The organism is Burkholderia sp. FW306-1C-G01B, from assembly GCF_058781685.1.
On record NZ_JBYSWZ010000002.1, the window covers coordinates 611,041 to 630,502 of the forward strand.

Genomic DNA, 19,462 nt, shown 5'->3' on the forward strand with positions numbered 1-19,462 from the left:
GGATCTTTGACGTGAACGCAAATATCCGCAATACGCTCGACGAATCCCCGATGAGCGCGTTCCAGACGACGGCTGTCGCAGCCTGCGTCGTACTGAACATGCTCGACGGGTTCGACGTGCTCGCCATCGCGTTTGCCGCGCCGCACCTGGCGGCCGAATGGAAACTGAGCGGCAAGGAAATCGGCCTGCTGCTGAGTGCCGGGCTGGCCGGCATGGGCATCGGCTCGGTGCTGATCGCGCCGCTGGCCGACCGGGTCGGCCGCCGCCGCATCATCCTGCTCTGCCTCGCCGTGATCTCGACCGGGATGCTCGCCTGCGCGGCCACGCACAGCACGCTGCAACTCGCGGTCGCGCGTGCCTATACGGGGCTCGGCATCGGCGGCATGCTGGCGAGCCTGACCGTCATCAGCGGCGAGTATGCATCGAACAAATGGCGCAGCGCCGCGATCGGCATGCAGTCGACCGGCTACGCGATCGGCGCCACCGCCGGCGGCGTCGTCGCCGGCTATCTGCTGTCGGTGTGGGGATGGCGCAGCGTGTTCGCGTTCGGCGGCATCCTGACCTTGATGGCGATCCCGATGGTGCTCGCGCTGCTGCCGGAATCGCTCGACTTCCTGCTGGCGAGGCGTCCGGACAACGCGCTGCAGAAAATCAACCGCATCCTCGCGAGAATGAAGCGCGCGCCGATCGACACGCTGCCGGCTGCGACTGCTCCCATCGACACGGCGAACCCCGCGTCGAGCTGGACGGCCGTGCTGCGCGCACCGCTCACGCGCCGCACGATCGCGCTGTGGATCGCGTTCTTTCTCGTGATGGGCAGCTTCTACTTCGTCGTGAGCTGGACGCCGAAGCTGCTGGTCCAGGCCGGACTGTCGGCGTCGCAGGGCGTGACCGGCGGCGTGCTGCTCAATCTCGGCGGCATTGCGGGCGCCTCGCTCTTCAGCCTGCTGTCGACGCGGTTCGGCTTGCGCAACCTGCTGGGCGCGACGCTGCTGCTGGGCGGCGCGCTGATGGTCGTGTTCGGTGCGAACACGGGCGCCCTCGGCATCGGGATGACCGTCGCGGTGCTCCTCGGTGCCGTGATCAATGCGTGCGTGGCCGGCATGTATGCGCTGTCGCCGACGCCGTATCCCGCCGAAATCCGCACGACCGGCATCGGCCTCGCGGTCGGCATCGGCCGCCTCGGCGCGATCCTGTCGCCGATGACGGTCGGTGCGCTGCTGGACGACGGCTGGACCGTGCCTCATCTCTATCTCGCGTTCCTCGTACCGATGATCGGCGCGGCGATCGCCGTCGCCGTGGCGGGCGCGCGTGCCGCGGCACCGCACCGGCAACGCGATCCAGCGATGCCGTAACGCGCGACGCCCGCAGTCTTGCCGATACCCGTCGGTATCCCGGACATGTCCGGGGTACTAAAAAAATCGATAAGCATATCTACATACTGTTTGGAGACAGCCATGAAAACGAAACTGGGCGCCGCACTCGCGACGGCGATGGCGCTGGCCGGACCGGCCTGCGCGCAAAGCAGCGTCACGCTGTACGGGATCATCGATACCGGCGTGTCCTACTACAACAACGCCGCGCACGGCGGGTCGTTCACCGGGATGCCGACGCTGACCGGCGAGGTGCCGTCACGCTGGGGCCTGAGAGGCACGGAGGATCTCGGCGGCGGCTACCAGGCCTTCTTCGTGCTCGAAAACGGCTTCCAGCCCGGCACCGGCGCGCTGAACTACGGCGGGCGCCTGTTCGGGCGGCAGGCGAACGTGGGCGTGAACAGTCCCTTCGGCGCGCTGACCCTCGGCCGCCAGATGAACATGTCGATGATCGTGCTGACCAATGCCGACGTGATCGGTCCGTCGATTCATTCGATGGCGAATTTCGACTCCTATCTGCCGAACGCGCGCAGCGACAATGCAATCGGCTACAAGGGCACGTTCCACGGCGTGACGCTCGGCGCCACCTACAGTTTCGGTCGCGACGCGGCCGGGCCGGCAGGACCGTCGGCGACGGGCTGCGCCGGACAGGTGCCCGGCGACATCGTCGCCTGTCGTCAATACACGGCGATGCTCGCCTACGACGCGAGCAATTTCGGGCTGGCCGCATCGCACGACGTGATGCGCGGCGGCGGCGGCGCGCTCGCGCCGCTGAACAATCCGGCGTACACCGACACGCGCGACATCGTCGCCGGCTACGTGAAGTTCGGCCCCGCGAAACTGGGCGCCGGGTGGATCCGCCGCAACCTCGCGGCGGCCCAACACCTGCAGGCCGACATCGTGTTCGCCGGCGGCACGTACTACGCGACGCCCTACCTCGCGCTCGACCTGCAGGGCGTACGCTACCTGCAGCGTCGCGAAACCAGCGAAGGCGGCACGAACGCCACGCTGCTCGTCGGCCGCGCGAACTATTTCCTGTCGAAGCGGACGACCGTTTATACGTCGGCGGGCTACATGTTCAACAGCACGCTGGCCGCGAACGCGGTCGCCGCCGGCGGGACGGTCGGCACCGGGATGAATCAGCTCGGCGTGATGGCCGGCATCCAGCAGAAGTTCTGAACGCCGGCCGCCGCACTACCTCAATCGGCGAGCCGGCAATGCGAGAGCTTCAACCCCGGCAGCACCGGCGCGTCGATATAGCCTTCGTTCACGCAGCTGAACCGGAAATTCGCGGACGCCGTGAACGGCTTGATCTCGCCGCCGGGGAATTTCGGCTTCAGCGCGGCCTGGTCGGCCGCATCGAAATGCGTGTCGAACTGCCCGCCGTCGGTCGTCAGCGCGCCGAAGTACGTGCCGCCCGGATCGCTGCCCATCCGGATCACCGCGCCGACGAACGCGAGGCGCTTGCCGTCGTATTTCGTCTTCGCGGCGGCCATGTCCTGCGTATAGGCCTCGATCACGGCACTGTAATGCGCATCGATCGCGGGCTCGTCCGCCGGTGCGGCGCAGGCGTCCTGGTGAACGCCCGCCAGCATCGCGCACGCAGCAAGCGCGGCCGCCGCGAACGGCGCGGAAATCTTTTTCATTGGGTGGTCTCCCGTCAGGCTTGGTGGTTGAAGTGATTGAAAGCGGCGCGGTGCCGGCTGCCCGGCATAACGCCAGATGGATTCGCTTCCGTTTTAATCGTTCGAATGGCGGAACACGGCTGCGATCACTTCACCACCCGCAAGGTCGAGTGCGGTACGTTGCATCGCGCCGAACGCGACGTGACAGGAAAATGACATGGTGCGGCCCCCGGCTCTCATTGAATTTCACTGCGTCTGATTTTGGCCGCTACGGTAGCAGACGGCCGACGGCCCGGCAACCAAGGCCCGCCCGCCGCCGACCGCCTCATTACAATTGCAAATAATTCTCATTACATATATCATCCGCATCCCGGTTGCGGCGCAGTGCTGCGGCCCGCGACACGATCCTTAGCACTCCGTCCTGCATCGATTCATGCCATCCCGTCGAACAACCCGCCGCGCCCGGACCCTTCGTCCGTGGCGCACGAGCCTGCCTGCCCTGATCACTCTTTGCGTCGCAAGCGGCGCGCATGCCGACGCCGCCGAACCCGTTGCGTCCGCATCCGCCTCCACGCCCGCATCGACGCCCGCCGAACACGAACTGCCGGCCATCAGCGTCAGCGCATCGGCAACCGCCGATCCGACGGTCGGCTATCAGCCACGCACCACCAGCATCGCGGGCGGCGACAACCGTTCGATCAAGGAGATTCCGCAATCGGTCGCGGTGGTCAGCAGCAGCGTGATGCAGGACCAGCAGGCGCGCTCGCTCGACGACGTGCTCGGCAACATCAGCGGCGTCACGCAGACGAACACGCTCGGCGGCACGCGCGACGCGTTCACCAAGCGCGGCTTCGGATCGAACAACGACGGCTCCGTGCTCGTCGACGGCGTGCGCACGCCGGTGCTGCACAGCTATCTCGCGACGATCGACCGCGTCGAAGTGCTGAAGGGCCCCGCTTCGCTGCTCTACGGGATGCAGGACCCGGGCGGCGTGATCAACCTCGTCACGCGCAAGCCGGAAGACACGTTCGGCGGCTCGATCTCCGCGTCGCGCACGAGCCACGGCGGCAGCAGCGCGCTGTTCGATCTCACGGGCCCGCTCGGCAAGCCGGGCCAGGTCGCCGGCGGCACGCTCGCGTTCCGGCTGACCGGCGAATACGATACGAGCCGCTACTGGCGCAGCTTCGGCCGCCAGCGCGACGCGCTGATCGCGCCCGCGCTGTCGTGGCGCGACGCAAACACGTCGGTCGACGTCAGCTACCAGTACGTCGACTATACGACGCCGTTCGATCGCGGCACCGTGCTCGTGAACGGCCAACTCGACGATGCGCTGCGCTATCGCCGCTACGAGGAAGCGTGGTCGCAGAGCAGCGGCATCCAGGAAACGCTGCGCGCGCGCATCGAGCACCGCTTCTCCGACGCGTGGCGCGTGCGCGCGACCTACGGCTGGGGCCGCGACCGCTACGACCAGACCATCACCCGCGCCACCGCGTTCAACAGCAGGACCGGCGCGCTGACGCGCTCGTCCGATGCAAACCTCGGGCGCAACGACTCCGACCAGATCGCGACGCTCGGCCTGCTCGGCAACGTGACGCTTGCCGGGATGAACCACGCGATCTACATCGGCGGCGAATACGAGCGGCAGCGCAGCTTCCGCGGCGACACGATTCGCGGCAAGGCGACGACGGGCTTCAATCTCTACGATCCCGTGTACGGCCTGCTCGCACCGGGCGGCATACCCAACCCGAAGCAAAGCGATTCGCGCTCGGTGGTGCATGCATATTCGATGGTCGTGCAGGACTCGGTGAAGCTCACCGAGCGTCTCACCGCGGTCGGCGGGCTGCGCTGGGAAAACTGGCAGCAGGAATCGGGGATGGGGCGGCCGTTCGTGTTCGCCGACCGCTCGCGCGGCAATGTCTGGCTGCCGCAGTTCGGGCTCGCGTATGCGCTCACGCCGGCGCTGACCGCGTATGCGAACGTGAGCCGTTCGTTCAAGCCGAACGTCGCAACGAACGTCGCCGCGCCGCTCGCGCCTGAATACGGCCGCGTGCTCGAGGCCGGGCTGAAGTTCAGCGTGAAGCCCGCGATCACGGGCACGCTCGCGGTCTACCAGATCGACAAGCGCAACGTCGCGGTCACGAACGGCGACATCACGTCGACGATCGGCACCGCGCGCTCGCGCGGGATCGAACTCGACGTCGCAGGGCAGATCACGCGCCACCTGAGCGTGATCGGCAGCTATGCGTATACGAACGCGACCGATCGCGACAGCAATACGCCGCTCGTCAACGTCGCGCGCCACACGGGCAGCCTGTTCGCGGTGTACGACACGGCGATCGCGAACCTGCCCGGCCGCTGGCGCTTCGGCGGCGGCGCGCGCCTCGTCGGCGCACGCTCCGGCGACACCGCGAACAGCTTCACGCTGCCCGGCTACGTGACCGTCGACGCGTTCGCGGCCTACGAAACGACGATCGGCAAGTTCCCGACGCGCTTCCAGCTCAACGTGAAGAACCTGCTCGACAAGACCTACTACCCGTCGAGCAACAACAACCTGATCGTTGCGGTCGGCGAGCCGCGGCTCGTCACGCTGACGACGACGGTGTCGTTCTGACGAACGATCGTACCAGGCGGCCGGGGCGGCGCGACACGCCCCGCCGGCGCGATCACGGACGCCAGCGATACACGACGATGCTCGACCCGTTGTAGTTGTCCTTAGTAATCACGTACTCGCCGGTCGAGCGCAGGTACGCACGCACGCCGTACATCGAGTCGACGTCGTTGCCGACGTCCATCGCCGACGTGTTCGAATTCGTCAGCGTGGTGACGAGCGCACCGGTGTTCAGGTCGAATACGTCGATGTTCGGCACCGTGTGCACATAGCCGACGAACAGGTAGTGGCCGGCCGCCGCGATCGATTTCGGATTCGCGCTCGTCAGGTTGATCACCGGGTTCGGCGCGCTCGTGTTGCCGTTCTTCCAGCCGTGATAGACCTCGATGTGCCCGTTCATCGCGGTCCAGTCCCAATTGCCCGCGAGGCCCTGTGCGAGGATCATCGTGTCGCTGTCCGCCTGGTAGATGATTCGCGTGACAGGCGACACGGTGCTCGGCACGGGCGTCGTCGTCGGCTTGCCCCAGGATGGCTTGCCGGTCGCGTCGAAGCCCGTCATCGGGTAGCGGGAAATCGCGTTGGATCCGTCCAGCCCTGCCCACACGTCGCCGTTGTCGTCGATCGCGAAACCGGCCGTCACCTGCAGCGTCGTGTTGAACGGCTTGCCGGGCAGCGAGCCGGCCGGAATCGCGATATAGCCGCTCGCCGTGTTGAAGTAATAGAAGTTGAAGTTGCCCGGGTTCTGGCCCGACGCGACGAGAATCCGTTTGCCGCCGACCATCACGAGCTGGCCGAAGTGCTGGCCGCGCTGATAGTCTTTCATGTCGAGGCGCGGGTCCTTCGGATAGGTGAACGGGTCGACCGTGTTCGCGACGAACGTGCCGCCCGCCGAACCCGTGTACACGTTGTTGCCGCTGTAGAAGAACGCGCCGTCCGTCACCGGATCGGGCGCGGCGACCCCCTCGAAGTTCAGCGCCTGCAGCTTCCATTGCAGCGCGCCCGTCGGGCTGTACGAATGCAGGTCGGTGCTGCCGTTGCGGCCGAGATCCCAGCCGCCGCCCCATGCGTTGTTCAGCACGTACAGGTTGCCGGCCGAATCCTTGCCGAGCGCGGCGACGCGCGTGAAGCGCTTGTCGCCGACCTGCCCCTTGATGCCCGTCGTCGTGTCGAGATAACCGCCCTGCACGCCGAACGTGCCGACCTGGACCGGCAGGCCGAGGAGCCCGCTGTAGACCTTGATGTTCATGTCGGGCCCTTCGTCGCCCACCATCAGCTGGCCCATCGACGCATCGAAGTACAGCGACGCCGGCCGCGCGCCGGCCGCCATCTGGATCGTGTTCATCGCCGTGCCGGTCGCGCTGAACTGCGCGACGACGCCCGCGCTCTTGCGCGCGACCCACAGGTTGCCGGCGGCGTCGAGCGCCAGCGCGCCCGGCCCCGATACGCCGATGTCGCGCTGCCAGACGCCGTCCGTCGTATAGACGCGCACGCGGTTGCCGTAGAAGTCGCTCACGTACAGCAGGTTGCCGGCCGTCGCGAGGCCCGTGATCACGTCCGCGTACTGGACGCCCGTCCACACACTGACCGGGATGCGCAGGTCGCGCTGGTTCGTGCCGCGGTTGTAGCGGCCCACCGAGCCGCTGCCGAACGTGCGGTTGTAGCCGAGCGCGACGAACAGCGACGACGAATTGCCGGTGATCGCGCCGCCCTGGAATTCGTCGTGGATGCCGATCGTGCCAAGCGGCTGGCCGTTCTGGTAGATCGCGACGCCGCCCGCGTTCTCGTCCCAGCGCGACGCCGTGTAGATCACGCCCTCGGGCGCGACCCACATCGAGCGCGCGCCGTTGCCCACGTGCGCGGCCAGCGTACCGAACGTGTTCGCGAGCCAGTCAGTCGAGTATTGCGCCTGCGCGTGACTCGCGGACGCCAGCACGGCCATGCACATTCCCAGCAATGCCGCGCGAATTTGTTTCATTGACATGAATAATGCTCCCGGACGATCGTGTGTCGACACTGTAAATTGCGACGCATGAAATCTTGGTGATTCAGGCAAAAGCGCATTCGCCGTCATCCCGAATTATTCACCGCGTGCTTTATGCCGTCCGGCGCTTTTTCGTCAATGATGGTCAAACCCGCTCACCACACCGCAACGGCCCGCCGGCAGCGCGATTTCGGCGCTTTTCCCCGGCATTTTCTTCCGGGTCGCTCAATGCGAATGCGTCATTTTTTCTGACATGCCCGCATTGCCTTTTTCATTCCGCCGGAAAGAGGCTCGATGATTACAAATCGAAATTAAAATGAAAGAGAAAAAATATTATCCGGCGCAATCGGCATTTCGCAAACTGGCGCATCGGGCGTGCCGCGAACGCGGCGGGCGGAAGAAAGGAAGGAAGGAAAGCTGAAGAAGGATGCGGCGGAACAAGCCGCGCGCCGACCGTGCCGGCACGCGGTCGCGATCGTTCAGTTCGCGTTGTCGAGCGTCGGGCCGTCCCAACCGTCGAGGTATTTCGGCAGCGCATCGACGACGTCGATCACGCGCTGCCGGTAGAACAGATGCATCGTCGGCTGCAGGTCGCCCGGCAGTTGCCCGCCGTGCGCACGCGCGGTCAGGCTGTTCGGCTCGCCGCGCAGCGTGACGGTGACGGCACCGCACAGGCAGCGCACGGAATGCGTTCGGGTCATGTCGTCTTCTCGAAGAAAGGAGGCGACAGTACAGGAGCAGGCGTGCAACGTCGCCCGCACCGGCAACGAACGACGTTGCGGCCGCAACGACCGCTGCGCGTCAGAACTTCTGGCGCAACCCGAGGCTGACGATCGCCTGCGACCGCGAGTCCGACGAATGGCCGTTCGCCTTGTCGGACACCGACGCGGTCGCGGCCACCGGCCGGCCGAGCGCGTCGAGCGTCATGCCCGACGCATGCTGGTACGCGCCGAGCAGATACACGCTGGTGCGCTTCGACAGGTCGTAGACGGCACCGAGCGTGACGTTGTGATACTGCGCGCGGTCGTCGACGCCATCGACATCGCTGCCGCGCGTGTAGCTGTAGCCGGCGAACAGCTGCGTCTGCGGCCGCACGTTCCAGCGCGTGAACACGCCCGCGACGTTGAACGTCGCGTGGCCGGCGAACAGCGAACGGTCGCCGCTGCGGTATTGCACGTTGCTGTAGTTCACGCCGACGACGGCCGGGCCGAAGTCGTACGTCGCGCCCGTCGCGATGACCTGCTGCGATTGCGCGCTCGCATAGCCTTCGTTGATCGACGAGTTGAACAGGCCGTCGTCGGTGCTCTGCCACTTGCCCGTCGTCGGGTCGGTCGCGCCCGTCTTGCTGTTGTCCGAGCGCTCGTAGCCGACGCCGACACGCAGCGGGCCCGCCGCGTACGCCGCGCCGACGCTCCACGTGTTGCGCTGCTTCATGCTGCCCGGCTGGCCGCCAAAGCCGTACAGCGCGCCGAACGTGAAGCCCGCGTAATTGGCGCTCGTGTACTTGATCGAGCTGTCGACGCGCGCGGTCTGGTCGAGATCGTCGATGTCGCCCGGGTGCGCGCCGAACCCGCCGATGAACGACGACGGGCCGACCGGGCTCACGAAGTCGTCGAGCGACGTGTACTGGCGGCCGAGCGTGACCGAGCCGTAGCGGTCGCTGCCGATGCCGACGAACGCCTGCCGGCCGAACTGGCGGCCGCCCTGGCCCGACGTGCCGTTGGCGATGTCGAAGCCGTTCTCGAGGACGAACAGCGCGCGCATCCCGCCGCCGAGATCCTCGAACCCCTTGATGCCCCAGCGGCTGCCGGACAGGTTGCCGGTCGTGAGCCCGACGCTCGAATGCCCGGCGTATGCACCCGCCGAGCCGACCCGTTCGTTGCTGCGATAGGTCACGCCCGCGTCGACGATGCCGTACAGCGTGACGGAGCTTTGTGCGAAAACGCTGCCCGCGAGCGAGAGCATCAGCGGTGCTGCGATCAGTTGCTTGTTCATGGTTCTGTGTCTCCGGGCGGTGAACCCGTTGTTCTGGCTTGATGTTGCGAGTGGCGCGCGGGCGGCGAGATCCGCCGGCAGTGCGAGGCCGGCGGCGTCCGCGCGCGGCGTCGCGGCGGGCAGGCCCGCTGCGGCCGCCATGGTAGATGGAACCGGTCCCGGACTAAAGCGCAATAGTGAAAACAGTTTCTTGCCAGAATCGAGATAGTCGAAAGCGCGACGGGCCGCACGGCTGCCGTGCCTGTACAGCGCGGGTGCGCGCCCCCGATAATCGAACGCACGCCTTCCATCGGGAGTTCCTTCATGAATGAAACGACCCTGCTGATCTTCGCCGCCGTCGCGTTCGTCGGCATCGCGACACCCGGCCCGACCGTGCTGCTCGCGCTGACCAACGGCTCGCGCTACGGCGTGCGCCGCGCCGCGTACGGTTTCGCCGGCGCGATGCTGTCCGACTTCGTGCTGATCGTCGCGGTCGCGCTCGGCCTCGGTGCGCTGCTGATGGCGTCGGCGTTCTGGTTCTCGGTGGTGAAGTGGCTCGGCGCGGCGTACCTCGCGTATGTCGGCATCCGGCTGCTGACGTCGAAGGGTTCGCTCGACGTCGCCGCCGCGCATCGCGGCGCGGCGCCCGGGCGCAACGCGTCGATCTTCGCGAAGAGCTTCCTGACCGCGGTGACGAACCCGAAGGGCTATCTGTTCTTCTCCGCGTTCCTGCCACAATTCCTCGATCCGTCCGCGCCGCTCGCGCCGCAATACGTCGCGCTCGCGGTCACGTTCGCGCTGCTCGACGGCGCGGTGATGTTCGGCTATGCGCTGCTCGGCGCACGCGCGGTGCGGCTGCTGAAGCGCTCGGGCGCGCTGTGGCTCGAGCGCACATGCGGCGCGATGCTGCTCGCGCTCGCCGGTTCGCTGGCGCTGTACCGGCGCCATGCCGCGTAGGGGCGGGTTCCGATGAGAGTCGACGCACCGCCCCACTCCGGCTTTCCGGGCCTGTCGCTCAGGCAGCTCGAACGCGCGGATCTCGACGCGTGGTACGCGCACCTGTCGAACCCCGACGTGATCCGCCACACGAGCTGGAACCTGCGCTCGCGCGACGATCTGCTGCCGCTGTTCGACAACATCGAATCGGCCGGCCCCGATTCGATCCGGCGTCTTGCGATCGTCGACACCGCATCGGGCGCGCTCGCCGGGACGATCGGGCTGCATACGGTGTCCACCGCGAACCGCTCGGCGGAAATCGCGTACGACCTTGCGCCGGCGCACTGGGGGCGCGGAATCGCGAGTGCAGTGTGCGAAGCCGTCACAGCGTGGGCATTCGCCGACGGCGGTTTCATGCGCGTCCAGGGCGTCGTGCTGACCAGCAACGCCGGCTCCGCGCGCGTGCTGCAGAAGTGCGGCTACCGCTACGAAGGGCTGCTGCGCGCGTACCGGATGGTGCGCGGCACGCCGGGCGATTTCGCGATGTACGCGCGGCTCGCGACCGACTGACGCGCCGCACCGGGCTATACCGCGGGCGCGATTGGACAGCCCGCGCCGAATTGACGACAATCGCCGTTCCCTGCCTCGACGGTCCGCCATGAAAATCGCCGCGCTCTCCGACATCCACGGCAATCTCGCCGCGCTCGACGCTGTGCTCGACGACGTCCGCCGCCGCGGCGCCGACGTGATCGTCAATCTCGGCGACATCGTGTCGGGCGCGCTCCATCCGGCCGAAACGGCCGACCGCCTGATCGCGCTCGACCTGCCGACCATCAAGGGCAATCACGAACGGCAACTGCTCGCCGGCGATCGCGAGTCGATGGGGCTGTCGGATCGCTGGGCGCACGACACGCTGCGCGCCGACCATCTCGACTGGCTCGCCGCGCTGCCCGAACGCGTGACGCTCGACGACGACGTGCTGATGGTGCACGGCACGCCGGCCAGCGACCTCGTCTATTTCCTCGAAACGGTCACGCCCGACGGCTGCCGCGCGGCCACGCCCGACGAGATCGCGCAGCGCGCGGGCGACGCGCCGGCGTCGCTGATCCTGTGCGGCCACACGCATGTGCCGCGCACCGCGAAGCTCGCCGACGGCCGGCTGATCGTCAACCCGGGCAGCGTCGGGCTGCAGGCGTACGCGGACGACCTGCCGCATCCGCACCGGATCGAAACCGGCTCGCCGCATGCGCGCTATGCAACGGTGTCGCGCACGGCGGCCGGCTGGAGCGTCGAATTCCATGCGGTCGAATACGACTGGCACACGGCCGCCGCCACCGCGGCATCGCGCGGGCGCGACGACTGGGCCGTCGCACTGCGCACCGGCCGGTGCTGACGCGCCCGCGCCACCCCGTCACCCCGCATTCCTCAGCATCAGCCTCGCCTCCAGCCCGCCGCCGTCCGGCCGGTTGTTCAGCGTGAGCGTGCCGCCCATCGCGAGCGCCAGTTGCCGTGCGATCGCAAGACCGAGCCCCGTGCCGCCCGTCTCGCGGTTGCGCGACGTCTCCACGCGCCGGAACGGCTCGAACACCGCGTCGAGCTGATCGTCCGGAATGCCGGGCCCGCGGTCGAGCACGGCGATGACCGCGCCGCCATCCGGCGCGGCGTGCACGTCGATCTCGGCCGCCCCCGCGAACTTCAGCGCGTTGTCGACGAGGTTGCCGACGATGCGGCGCAGCGCCTTCGGCCGCGTGACGAGCGCGAGCGGCGCGCGGCTGTGCAGCGCGACGTCCTGCCCCGCATCCGTGTAGTCGCACACGATGCTGTCGAGCAGCGCATCGAGATCGATGCGGCGCGCGGCTTCCTCGGTGCCGTGCAGCGTCCGCGCATACGCGACGCCCTCCTTCACCAGATGCTCCATCTCGAGCAGGTCCTGGCGCAGCTTCGTGCCCTGCACGTCGTCGTCCATCACGTCGACGCGCAGCCGCATCCGCGTGATCGGCGTCTGCAGGTCGTGCGAGATCGACGCGAGGATCTGCATGCGTTCGGCCATGTACTGCGCGATGCGATCCTGCATCGCGTTGAACGCACGCGCGGCGCGTGCGACCTCGGACGGCCCGTCTTCGTTCAGGCGTTCGCCCTTCAGGTCGGGGCCGAGCGCGTCGGCGGCCTGCGCGAGCTGCTTGAGCGGACGCGTCGCGAGCCGCACCGCGAGCCAGCAGCACGCGGCCAGCACCGCGAGCTGCAGCACGAGCACGACCGGCAGCCAGCCCGACAGCGGCACCGTCGACATCGGATGAATGTCGATCGTCAGCGGCGACCCGTCGGTCAGCCGCAGGTGCACCTGCAGATGTTCGCGGTCGCCGGGGATTGCGTTCGCGGTCAGCGGGTAGTCGCCGCCGATGCCGTCGGAAATCGACCGCTCGACGCGCGCCGACAGCCGCGCTTCCGGCGGGGTGCCCGTTTCGCCGGGCCCGAGGATGAACGTATAGCTGCGCCGCGCGAGGCGCGGCAGCCACGCGGCGCGCTCGGCGGGCGGCAGGTGATCGAGCAGCGCGACCGTGCTCGCGACCTCGCGCTCGATGTAGCCCATCATCAGGTTGGTGGTCGCCTGGTCGCGCTCGGTCACCGTGAGCCAGAACGACAGCGTCTGCGCGAGCGCGAGGCCCACGCACAGGATCAGCGCGAGCCGCGCGAACAGCGAGCGCGGCCAGTGCCACAGCGTGCGCGCGCTCATGACGTACCGTCGACGGCGGTCACGGCCGACGAGAACACGTAGCCCTCGTTGCGCAGCGTCTTGATGTAGCGCGGTTCGCGCGCGCCGTCGCGCAGCCGCTGGCGCAGCCGGCTCACGAGCAGGTCGATCGACCGGTCGAACGGGTCGGACTGCCGCCCCTGCGTGAGGTTGAGCAGCTGGTCGCGCGTCAGCACGCGCTGCGGATGGTCGAGGAACACGCGCAGCAGCCGGTATTCGGCGCCGCTCAGCGCGACCAGCGTGCCTTCGGCGTCGAGCAGGTGGCGCCCCGTCGTGTCGAGCCGCCATTCGCCGAACGCGAGCAGCTCGGCCGTTTCCGTCACCTGCATGCCGGGCGGCAGCATGCGCGCGCGGCGCAGCACCGAGCGAATCCGTGCGAGCAGCTCGCGCACCGCGAACGGCTTGGCCAGGTAGTCGTCGGCGCCCATCTCGAGGCCGATGATGCGGTCGGTTTCCTCGCCGCGCGCGGTCAGCATCAGCACGGGCACCGTGCGGAACTTGCCGGCGCGCAGGTCGCGGCACAGCGTGAGGCCGTCCTCGCCCGGCAGCATCAGGTCGAGCACGATCAGGTCGGGCGCGCCGTCGTCCAGCGCGTTGCGCATCTCGCGGCCGTTCGCGGCCAGCGACACGCGCATGCCGTTCTTCTCCAGGTAGCCCGCGATCAGTTCGCGGATCGCGCGATCGTCGTCGACGATCAGCACGTGGTCGATCTTGTCCATGAGTCGGTGTCGCTGTCGGTGTCGGGTGGTTCGGGCTGGCGATGTCCGCATTTATACCGCACGGCGGACACGCGTTTGTATCCCAATGTATCGCGCGGCCGCGACGACACACAACATTGCACACGCGCGGCTCGCCGGACACATCGCAGATACGTCGGCGCAGCCTAATGGGGCCTGTCGAAACCCGTCCGGCCGCCGCTCCGAGCGGCGGCCTCCCGATCAGGAGAACGCCATGCTGCCCCGCCTCAAGACCGCCGCCCTCGTCATCGCCCTCGCCGCCACGGCCGGGCTCGCCGCCTTCGCCGGCACCCGCGACGACGCGGGCATGACGACCTCGCTGGCCGGCACGCCGGCGCCCGATTTCACCGGCATCGACCGCTGGCACAACAGCGCGCCGCTCAAGCTCGACCAGTTGCGCGGCAAGGTCGTGCTGGTCGATTTCTGGACGTACTCGTGCATCAACTGCATTCATACGATTCCGTACGTAAACGACTGGTACCGGAAGTATCGCGACCAGGGGCTCGTCGTGGTCGGCGTGCATACGCCCGAATATCCGTTCGAGCGCGACGCGGGCAACGTCGCCGATGCGATCAAGCGCTTCGGCATCCGGTATCCGGTCGCGCAGGACAACCGCTACGACACGTGGCGCGCGTACGGCAACCAGTACTGGCCCGCGCTGTACCTGATCGATGCGAACGGCAAGGTCGTCTATACGCGTTATGGCGAAGGCGGGTACGACAAGACCGAGGCGGCGATTCGCGCTGCGCTCGCGCAGGCGGGAGAAGGGATGGCGGGAACGACGCGCACGCAGTAACCGGGCCGGCGCACGGGCACGGCACCCGCCCTCGCGCGTGCGTCATGCGCTCACTTGCGCTTCGCGTCGGCCGCCGCCAGCATCGCTTCGCCGATCGCGAGCTTCCCATCGGCGATCAGCGCGTCGCCGGCGCCGCGAATATCCTCGACCGCCTTGTTCTGCCCGAGCTTGCGCTTGCCGACGAACCGCGTGATCTCGATCTGCAGCCCGACGATCGCCTGCAGCATCGTGTCGAGATAATCGGCCGGCGCGTCGCCCATCTTCCACGGCACCGGCTGCGACGCCTCGTGCGTGCGCGTCAGCCGCGCGACCACGCCGCGCACGAACTTCTCGTCGTCGCGCACCGTGATGCGGCCGTGCGCATGCACGACCACGTAGTTCCAGGTCGGCACCTGCCGGTGCGCGACGTGCTTGCTCGGGTACCAGTTCGGCGAGATGTACGCGTCGCCGGCGCGGAAGATCACGAGCACCTCGTCGCCGTTCGCGACGTCCTGCCAGACCGGATTCGCGCGCGCCACGTGCGCGTGCAGCTCGCCGAGCCCGCCGTCGCCGGGCAGCAGCTCGAACGGGAGGTGGTTCGCGTCGAGCCCGTGCTTCCCGTGCGTGATCAGGCTGCCGAACGGATGCTGCACGATCAGCTCGCGCAGCGCATCGGGGTTGGGCTCGTTGAAATCGGCGGGGACGTACATGTCGGCTCCACGGTCGTGCGGCGGTTGAAATGGCTCGGGCGCGGGCCCGTCTTGCGCAGATTGTTACCCCAAACTGGTTTATGCTGTAGAGCCGGTTTGGAACATTTTTAGCAGACCAGAATCGTGGCAAGAACGGCCCGGAACGTCGAAATCCCGTCGCTCGGCGCGCTCGACCGCGCGGCCGGCGACCTGAGTCGCCAGCTCGCGCAGGCGCTGCGCGACGCCGTGCGCCGCGGCGACGTCCGTCCGGGCGATGCGCTGCCGTCCACGCGGCTGCTGGCGGCCGCGCTGCAAGTCGCGCGCGGCACCGTCGTCGACGCGTATGCGCAGCTTGTCGCCGAAGGCTTCCTCGAATCGCGCGGCGGCGCGGGCACGCGGGTCGCGCACGCGCTCGCCGAGCCGCCGCCCGCCGACGAACCCGAACCGCCCGCCAAACGCAGGCGCCCGGCCCACGCCGGACTGCCGGAGCCGGCCGCAACCTTCGCACGGATCGCCCGCGAATTCCGTCCGCTGCCGGCGCTGCCGTTCGCGATCTCGGTACCGGTCGGCCTCACCGCGCCCGACGACATCTGGCGCCGGCTCGGCAACCGCCTGCGCGCACGCGGCGCCGGCGCGCCGTCCGGCTATGCCGATCCGCAAGGCGCGCTGCCGCTGCGCGAGGCGATCGCCGACTACGTGCGCCGGTCGCGCTCGGTGCGCTGCACGGCCGATCAGGTCGTGATCACGAGCGGCACACAGCAGGGGCTGCATCTCGCGAGCCAGGTGCTGCTCGGCGCGGACGACCAGGCGTGGGTCGAGAATCCGGCCTATCGCGGCATCACCGCGCTGCTCGAAAGCACCGGGCGGCGCGACGCGATGGTCCGCGTGCCGGTCGATGCCGACGGCATCGACGTCGACGCGGGCATCCGCCTGGCACCGCATGCGCGTGCCGCATTCGTCACGCCGTCGCACCAGTACCCGCTCGGCATGCCGCTGAGCATGGCGCGGCGCAACGCGCTGCTTGCATGGGCACGCGCACGGCGCGCGTGGGTGGTCGAGGACGACTACGACAGCGAACTACGCTACGAAGGCTATCCGTTCCCGTCGCTGCAGGGGCTCGCGCCCGACCGCGTGATCTATCTCGGCACGTTCAGCAAGATCCTGTTTCCGTCGCTGCGGCTTGGCTACGTGATCGCCCCCGACGATCTCGTGCCCGCGTTCTGCGGCGCGCGCGTGCTGATGGATCGCCATGCGCCGACGGCAGACCAGCACGTGCTGGCCGCGTTCATCGCGGAAGGCCATCTCGACCGCCACATCCGCCGCGTGCGCGGCGTGTACGCGGAGCAGCGCGCGCTGCTGATCGACACGCTCGGCGCGCGGCTGCCGCGCGAACGCGCATGGGTGCAGCCGGGCGACCAAGGGATGCACGTCGTGCTGTGGCTCGCCGAAGGGATCGACGATCTCGACGTGGTCGCGCGCGCCGCGCAGGCCGGCGTCGCGGTGCGCGCGGTGTCGCCGATGTTCGCGCCGGGCACGGCCAGGCCGGGGCTCGTGCTCGGCTTCGGCGGCTTCGGCCGCGCGCAGATGGAGGCGGCCGCGCAGCGGCTCGCGGACGTGGTTTCGTCGGGAGAATCACGGCCGGTCGCGCCGCAAAAGGTTGTCCGCGGGCAACAAACGTAATCGTCTGTAACTCCTGCAAGCAAAAGGCCGTTTCGGCCGCCGGCACGCGTGCGCCATTTGCTAGGATCGCGCCTCTTCCGTCCACGCCCCTGCCGCCGTGAATCGCTTCGTGCCGTTTCTTCGAGACGCGTGGCTCCGTTGCCGCGCCCGTGTCGCACCGCTCGCCGCCGCCTGCCGTGCGCGCACCCGCGTGCTGTGCGCAGGCGCCTTGCATCGCCTGCGTCATCCGACGCGGCGCGGCGTGGCGCTGACGCTCGCCGCGATACCGGCGCTGGGCCTGCTGGTCCTGCTTGCGTTCGTCCCGTTCACGCCGAGCATCGGCGACATCCGCAAGGCGCGCATCGACCGCCCCGCGCGCGTGCTGTCCGCCGACGGCGAGCTGATCGCCGAGTTCCGGCCCGTCAACCGCGAATGGGTGCCGCTCAAGCAGATCTCGCCGCACATGGTCGACGCGCTGATCGCGACCGAGGATCACCGCTTCTACGCGCATCACGGCATCGACTGGCGCCGCACGATCGCGGCCGGGCTGCATACGTTCTCGGGCGCGCGCCAGGGCGGCTCGACGATCACCCAGCAGCTCGCGCGCAACCTGTATCCGGACGAAGTCGGCCGTTCGCTGACGCTCACGCGCAAGGTGAAGGAGCTGATCACCGCGTTCAAGATCGAGACGGTGTACAGCAAGGACGAGATCCTCGAAACCTACCTGAATACCGTGCCGTTCCTGTACAACGCGTTCGGCGTCGAAATGGCCGCGCGCACCTACTTCGGCAAATCGGCGAACCAGCTCGACATCGCCGAAAGCGCGACGCTCGTCGGGATGCTGAAGGGCAACAGCTATTACAACCCGGTGCTGAATCCGGAACGCGCGGTACAGCGGCGCAACATCGTGCTCGACCGGATGGCGACGATGGGCATGCTGTCGCCGCGGCAGCTCGCGAAATTGCAGCGCCAGCCGCTGCGCGTCGACTTCGAGCCGCAGACGGCGCAGCCCGGCCTCGCGCCGCACTTCGCGGTGCAGCTTCGCAAGTGGCTGATCGCGTGGGCCGACCGCAACAACTACGACCTCTACTCGGACGGCCTCGTCGTGCGTACGACGCTCGATGCGCGGCTGCAGGACATGGCGACGCAGGCGCTGACGCAGCAGACCGAGCGGCTGCAGGCGATCGCCGACAACGCATGGCGCGGCCCGTCCGGCTGCGGGCTGCGCAACGACCTGTTCCGCGGCTTCATCCGCCAGACACCCGACTATCGCAGTGCCCGCGAAGCGGGGCTCGCCGATGCGGCGGCGCTGAAGCAGCTCGGCGCGAATCGCGGGTTCATGCATGCGCTGTGCGAACGCAAGACGCAGGTGCAGGCCGGCTTCGTCGCGATCGATCCGCGCAACGGTGCGATCAGGGCATGGGTCGGCAGCCCCGATTTCGGCAGCGAGCCGTTCGATCACGTCGCGCAGGCGCGGCGCCAGCCGGGCTCGACGTTCAAGCCGTTCGTCTATGGCGCCGCGTTCGCGGACGGCATGCGGCCGGGCGATACGTTCATCGACCGCCCGGTCGCGATCCCGATCGACGGCCGCGCGGTCTGGCGCCCGACCGACGAGGAGCCGCCGACGGGCGAGCCGATGACGCTGCGCGACGCGCTCGCGCTGTCGCGCAATCGCATCACCGCGCAGGTGATGCAGCAGGAAGGCGCCGCGAAGGTCGCGCAGCTCGCGCGCGCGATGGGCGTGCGCGACAGTCCGCTCGACGCGGTGCCGTCGCTCGCGCTCGGCACGAGCCCCGTCACGCTGAAGGAGATGGTGTCCGCATACGGCACGATCGCGAACCGCGGCGTGTACGTCGCGCCGCAGACGATCACGCGCATCGAGGATCGCGACGGCAAGGTGCTCGCCGCATTCGGCAGCGCACCGCCCGAACGCGCGTTGCCGGCGCCTGCCGCACAGACGCTCGTCGACGTGATGCGCGATGTCGTCGACCGCGGCACCGGCGCCGACATCCGCTCGCGCTACGGGATTCGCGTGGATGTCGCCGGCAAAACGGGCACGACGCAGGACAACACGGACGGCTGGTTCATCCTGATGCATCCGCAACTGGTGGCCGGCGCATGGGTCGGCTTCGACGACGGCAGCGTGACGCTTCGCAGCGACTACTGGGGCGCGGGCGCGCACAGCGCGCTGCCGATCGTCGGCAGTTTCTACGATGCGGCGCTGCGCGCGCGTGCGATCGATCCGCGTGCGCAGTTCTCGCCCGACTTCCGGCCGCGCAGCGCGCCGGCGCCGAGGCGGCGCCCGCATCCCGGCCTGTTCGACTGGCTGAAGTTGTTCCGCTGAGCGCGCCGT

The 19,462-nt window shown here is 68.5% G+C and carries 16 protein-coding genes; 9 read left to right on the forward strand and 7 right to left on the reverse strand.

Annotated features, from left to right (window positions below):
• Nucleotides 1-11 precede the first annotated feature (11 nt).
• The gene (locus tag AC3WLY_RS07100) at nucleotides 12-1,355 is read left to right on the forward strand and encodes an MFS transporter (RefSeq protein ID WP_492309965.1); all 1,344 of its coding nucleotides are present in this window, start codon (nucleotides 12-14) and stop codon (nucleotides 1,353-1,355) included.
• A 102-nt stretch (nucleotides 1,356-1,457) separates the two neighbouring features.
• Nucleotides 1,458-2,552: a porin gene (locus AC3WLY_RS07105; protein WP_492309966.1), complete on the forward strand. Its 1,095-nt coding sequence runs from the start codon at nucleotides 1,458-1,460 to the stop codon at nucleotides 2,550-2,552.
• Nucleotides 2,553-2,572: 20 nt separating this feature from the next.
• Here the strand turns inward: AC3WLY_RS07105 and AC3WLY_RS07110 are convergent, their stop codons facing one another.
• Nucleotides 2,573-3,019 (reverse strand): hypothetical protein, encoded by a 447-nt coding sequence (locus AC3WLY_RS07110; RefSeq protein ID WP_175962121.1) that lies wholly within the window; start codon nucleotides 3,017-3,019, stop codon nucleotides 2,573-2,575.
• Nucleotides 3,020-3,431: 412 nt separating this feature from the next.
• On the opposite strand from AC3WLY_RS07110, the gene AC3WLY_RS07115 reads away from it, so the two are divergent.
• Nucleotides 3,432-5,609 carry a TonB-dependent siderophore receptor gene (locus tag AC3WLY_RS07115; protein WP_492309967.1) on the forward strand — a complete coding sequence of 726 codons (2,178 nt, stop codon included), beginning with the start codon at nucleotides 3,432-3,434 and terminating at the stop codon, nucleotides 5,607-5,609.
• 52 nt (nucleotides 5,610-5,661) lie between these two features.
• Here AC3WLY_RS07115 and AC3WLY_RS07120 read toward each other — a convergent pair whose 3' ends face one another.
• The 3 genes from AC3WLY_RS07120 to AC3WLY_RS07130 all read right to left on the reverse strand — a co-directional run bounded on the left by AC3WLY_RS07120 (nucleotide 5,662) and on the right by AC3WLY_RS07130 (nucleotide 9,582).
• Complete coding sequence (locus AC3WLY_RS07120) at nucleotides 5,662-7,587, reverse strand: SMP-30/gluconolaconase/LRE-like region family protein (RefSeq protein ID WP_310143438.1); 1,926 nt, start codon at nucleotides 7,585-7,587, stop codon at nucleotides 5,662-5,664.
• A gap of 479 nt (nucleotides 7,588-8,066) precedes the next feature.
• Complete coding sequence (locus AC3WLY_RS07125) at nucleotides 8,067-8,288, reverse strand: hypothetical protein (protein WP_492309968.1); 222 nt, start codon at nucleotides 8,286-8,288, stop codon at nucleotides 8,067-8,069.
• A 100-nt stretch (nucleotides 8,289-8,388) separates the two neighbouring features.
• A complete protein-coding gene (locus AC3WLY_RS07130; protein WP_492309969.1) occupies nucleotides 8,389-9,582 on the reverse strand; it encodes a porin in 1,194 nt (397 codons plus the stop codon).
• Between the two features lie 303 nt (nucleotides 9,583-9,885).
• Between AC3WLY_RS07130 and AC3WLY_RS07135 the strand changes: the two genes are divergently transcribed.
• The 3 genes from AC3WLY_RS07135 to AC3WLY_RS07145 all read left to right on the forward strand — a co-directional run bounded on the left by AC3WLY_RS07135 (nucleotide 9,886) and on the right by AC3WLY_RS07145 (nucleotide 11,890).
• Complete coding sequence (locus AC3WLY_RS07135) at nucleotides 9,886-10,518, forward strand: LysE family translocator (protein ID WP_175962114.1); 633 nt, start codon at nucleotides 9,886-9,888, stop codon at nucleotides 10,516-10,518.
• 12 nt (nucleotides 10,519-10,530) lie between these two features.
• A complete protein-coding gene (locus AC3WLY_RS07140) occupies nucleotides 10,531-11,067 on the forward strand; it encodes a GNAT family N-acetyltransferase (RefSeq protein ID WP_175962113.1) in 537 nt (178 codons plus the stop codon).
• Between the two features lie 88 nt (nucleotides 11,068-11,155).
• Nucleotides 11,156-11,890, forward strand: a complete 735-nt coding sequence (locus AC3WLY_RS07145; protein WP_492309970.1) for a metallophosphoesterase family protein — start codon at nucleotides 11,156-11,158, stop codon at nucleotides 11,888-11,890.
• An 18-nt stretch (nucleotides 11,891-11,908) separates the two neighbouring features.
• On the opposite strand, the gene AC3WLY_RS07150 is transcribed toward AC3WLY_RS07145, so the two are convergent.
• On the reverse strand, nucleotides 11,909-13,231 hold the full coding sequence (locus AC3WLY_RS07150) for an ATP-binding protein (protein ID WP_492309971.1): 1,323 nt from the start codon (nucleotides 13,229-13,231) through the stop codon (nucleotides 11,909-11,911).
• Nucleotides 13,228-13,968: a response regulator gene (locus AC3WLY_RS07155; protein WP_111018914.1), complete on the reverse strand. Its 741-nt coding sequence runs from the start codon at nucleotides 13,966-13,968 to the stop codon at nucleotides 13,228-13,230. The genes AC3WLY_RS07150 and AC3WLY_RS07155 overlap by 4 nt, the downstream gene beginning before the upstream one ends.
• A 232-nt stretch (nucleotides 13,969-14,200) precedes the next feature.
• Here AC3WLY_RS07155 and AC3WLY_RS07160 point away from each other — a divergent pair, with 232 nt between their 5' ends.
• The gene (locus AC3WLY_RS07160; RefSeq protein WP_492309972.1) at nucleotides 14,201-14,782 is read left to right on the forward strand and encodes a thioredoxin family protein; all 582 of its coding nucleotides are present in this window, start codon (nucleotides 14,201-14,203) and stop codon (nucleotides 14,780-14,782) included.
• Nucleotides 14,783-14,832: 50 nt separating this feature from the next.
• On the opposite strand, the gene AC3WLY_RS07165 is transcribed toward AC3WLY_RS07160, so the two are convergent.
• Nucleotides 14,833-15,471 carry an FMN-binding negative transcriptional regulator gene (locus AC3WLY_RS07165; RefSeq protein WP_425131737.1) on the reverse strand — a complete coding sequence of 213 codons (639 nt, stop codon included), beginning with the start codon at nucleotides 15,469-15,471 and terminating at the stop codon, nucleotides 14,833-14,835.
• 123 nt (nucleotides 15,472-15,594) lie between these two features.
• Here AC3WLY_RS07165 and pdxR point away from each other — a divergent pair, with 123 nt between their 5' ends.
• Nucleotides 15,595-17,130 (forward strand): MocR-like pyridoxine biosynthesis transcription factor PdxR, encoded by a 1,536-nt coding sequence (pdxR, locus tag AC3WLY_RS07170; RefSeq protein WP_492309973.1) that lies wholly within the window; start codon nucleotides 15,595-15,597, stop codon nucleotides 17,128-17,130.
• Nucleotides 17,131-17,227: 97 nt separating this feature from the next.
• Complete coding sequence (locus AC3WLY_RS07175; protein WP_492309974.1) at nucleotides 17,228-19,453, forward strand: penicillin-binding protein 1A; 2,226 nt, start codon at nucleotides 17,228-17,230, stop codon at nucleotides 19,451-19,453.
• Nucleotides 19,454-19,462: the final 9 nt, after the last annotated feature.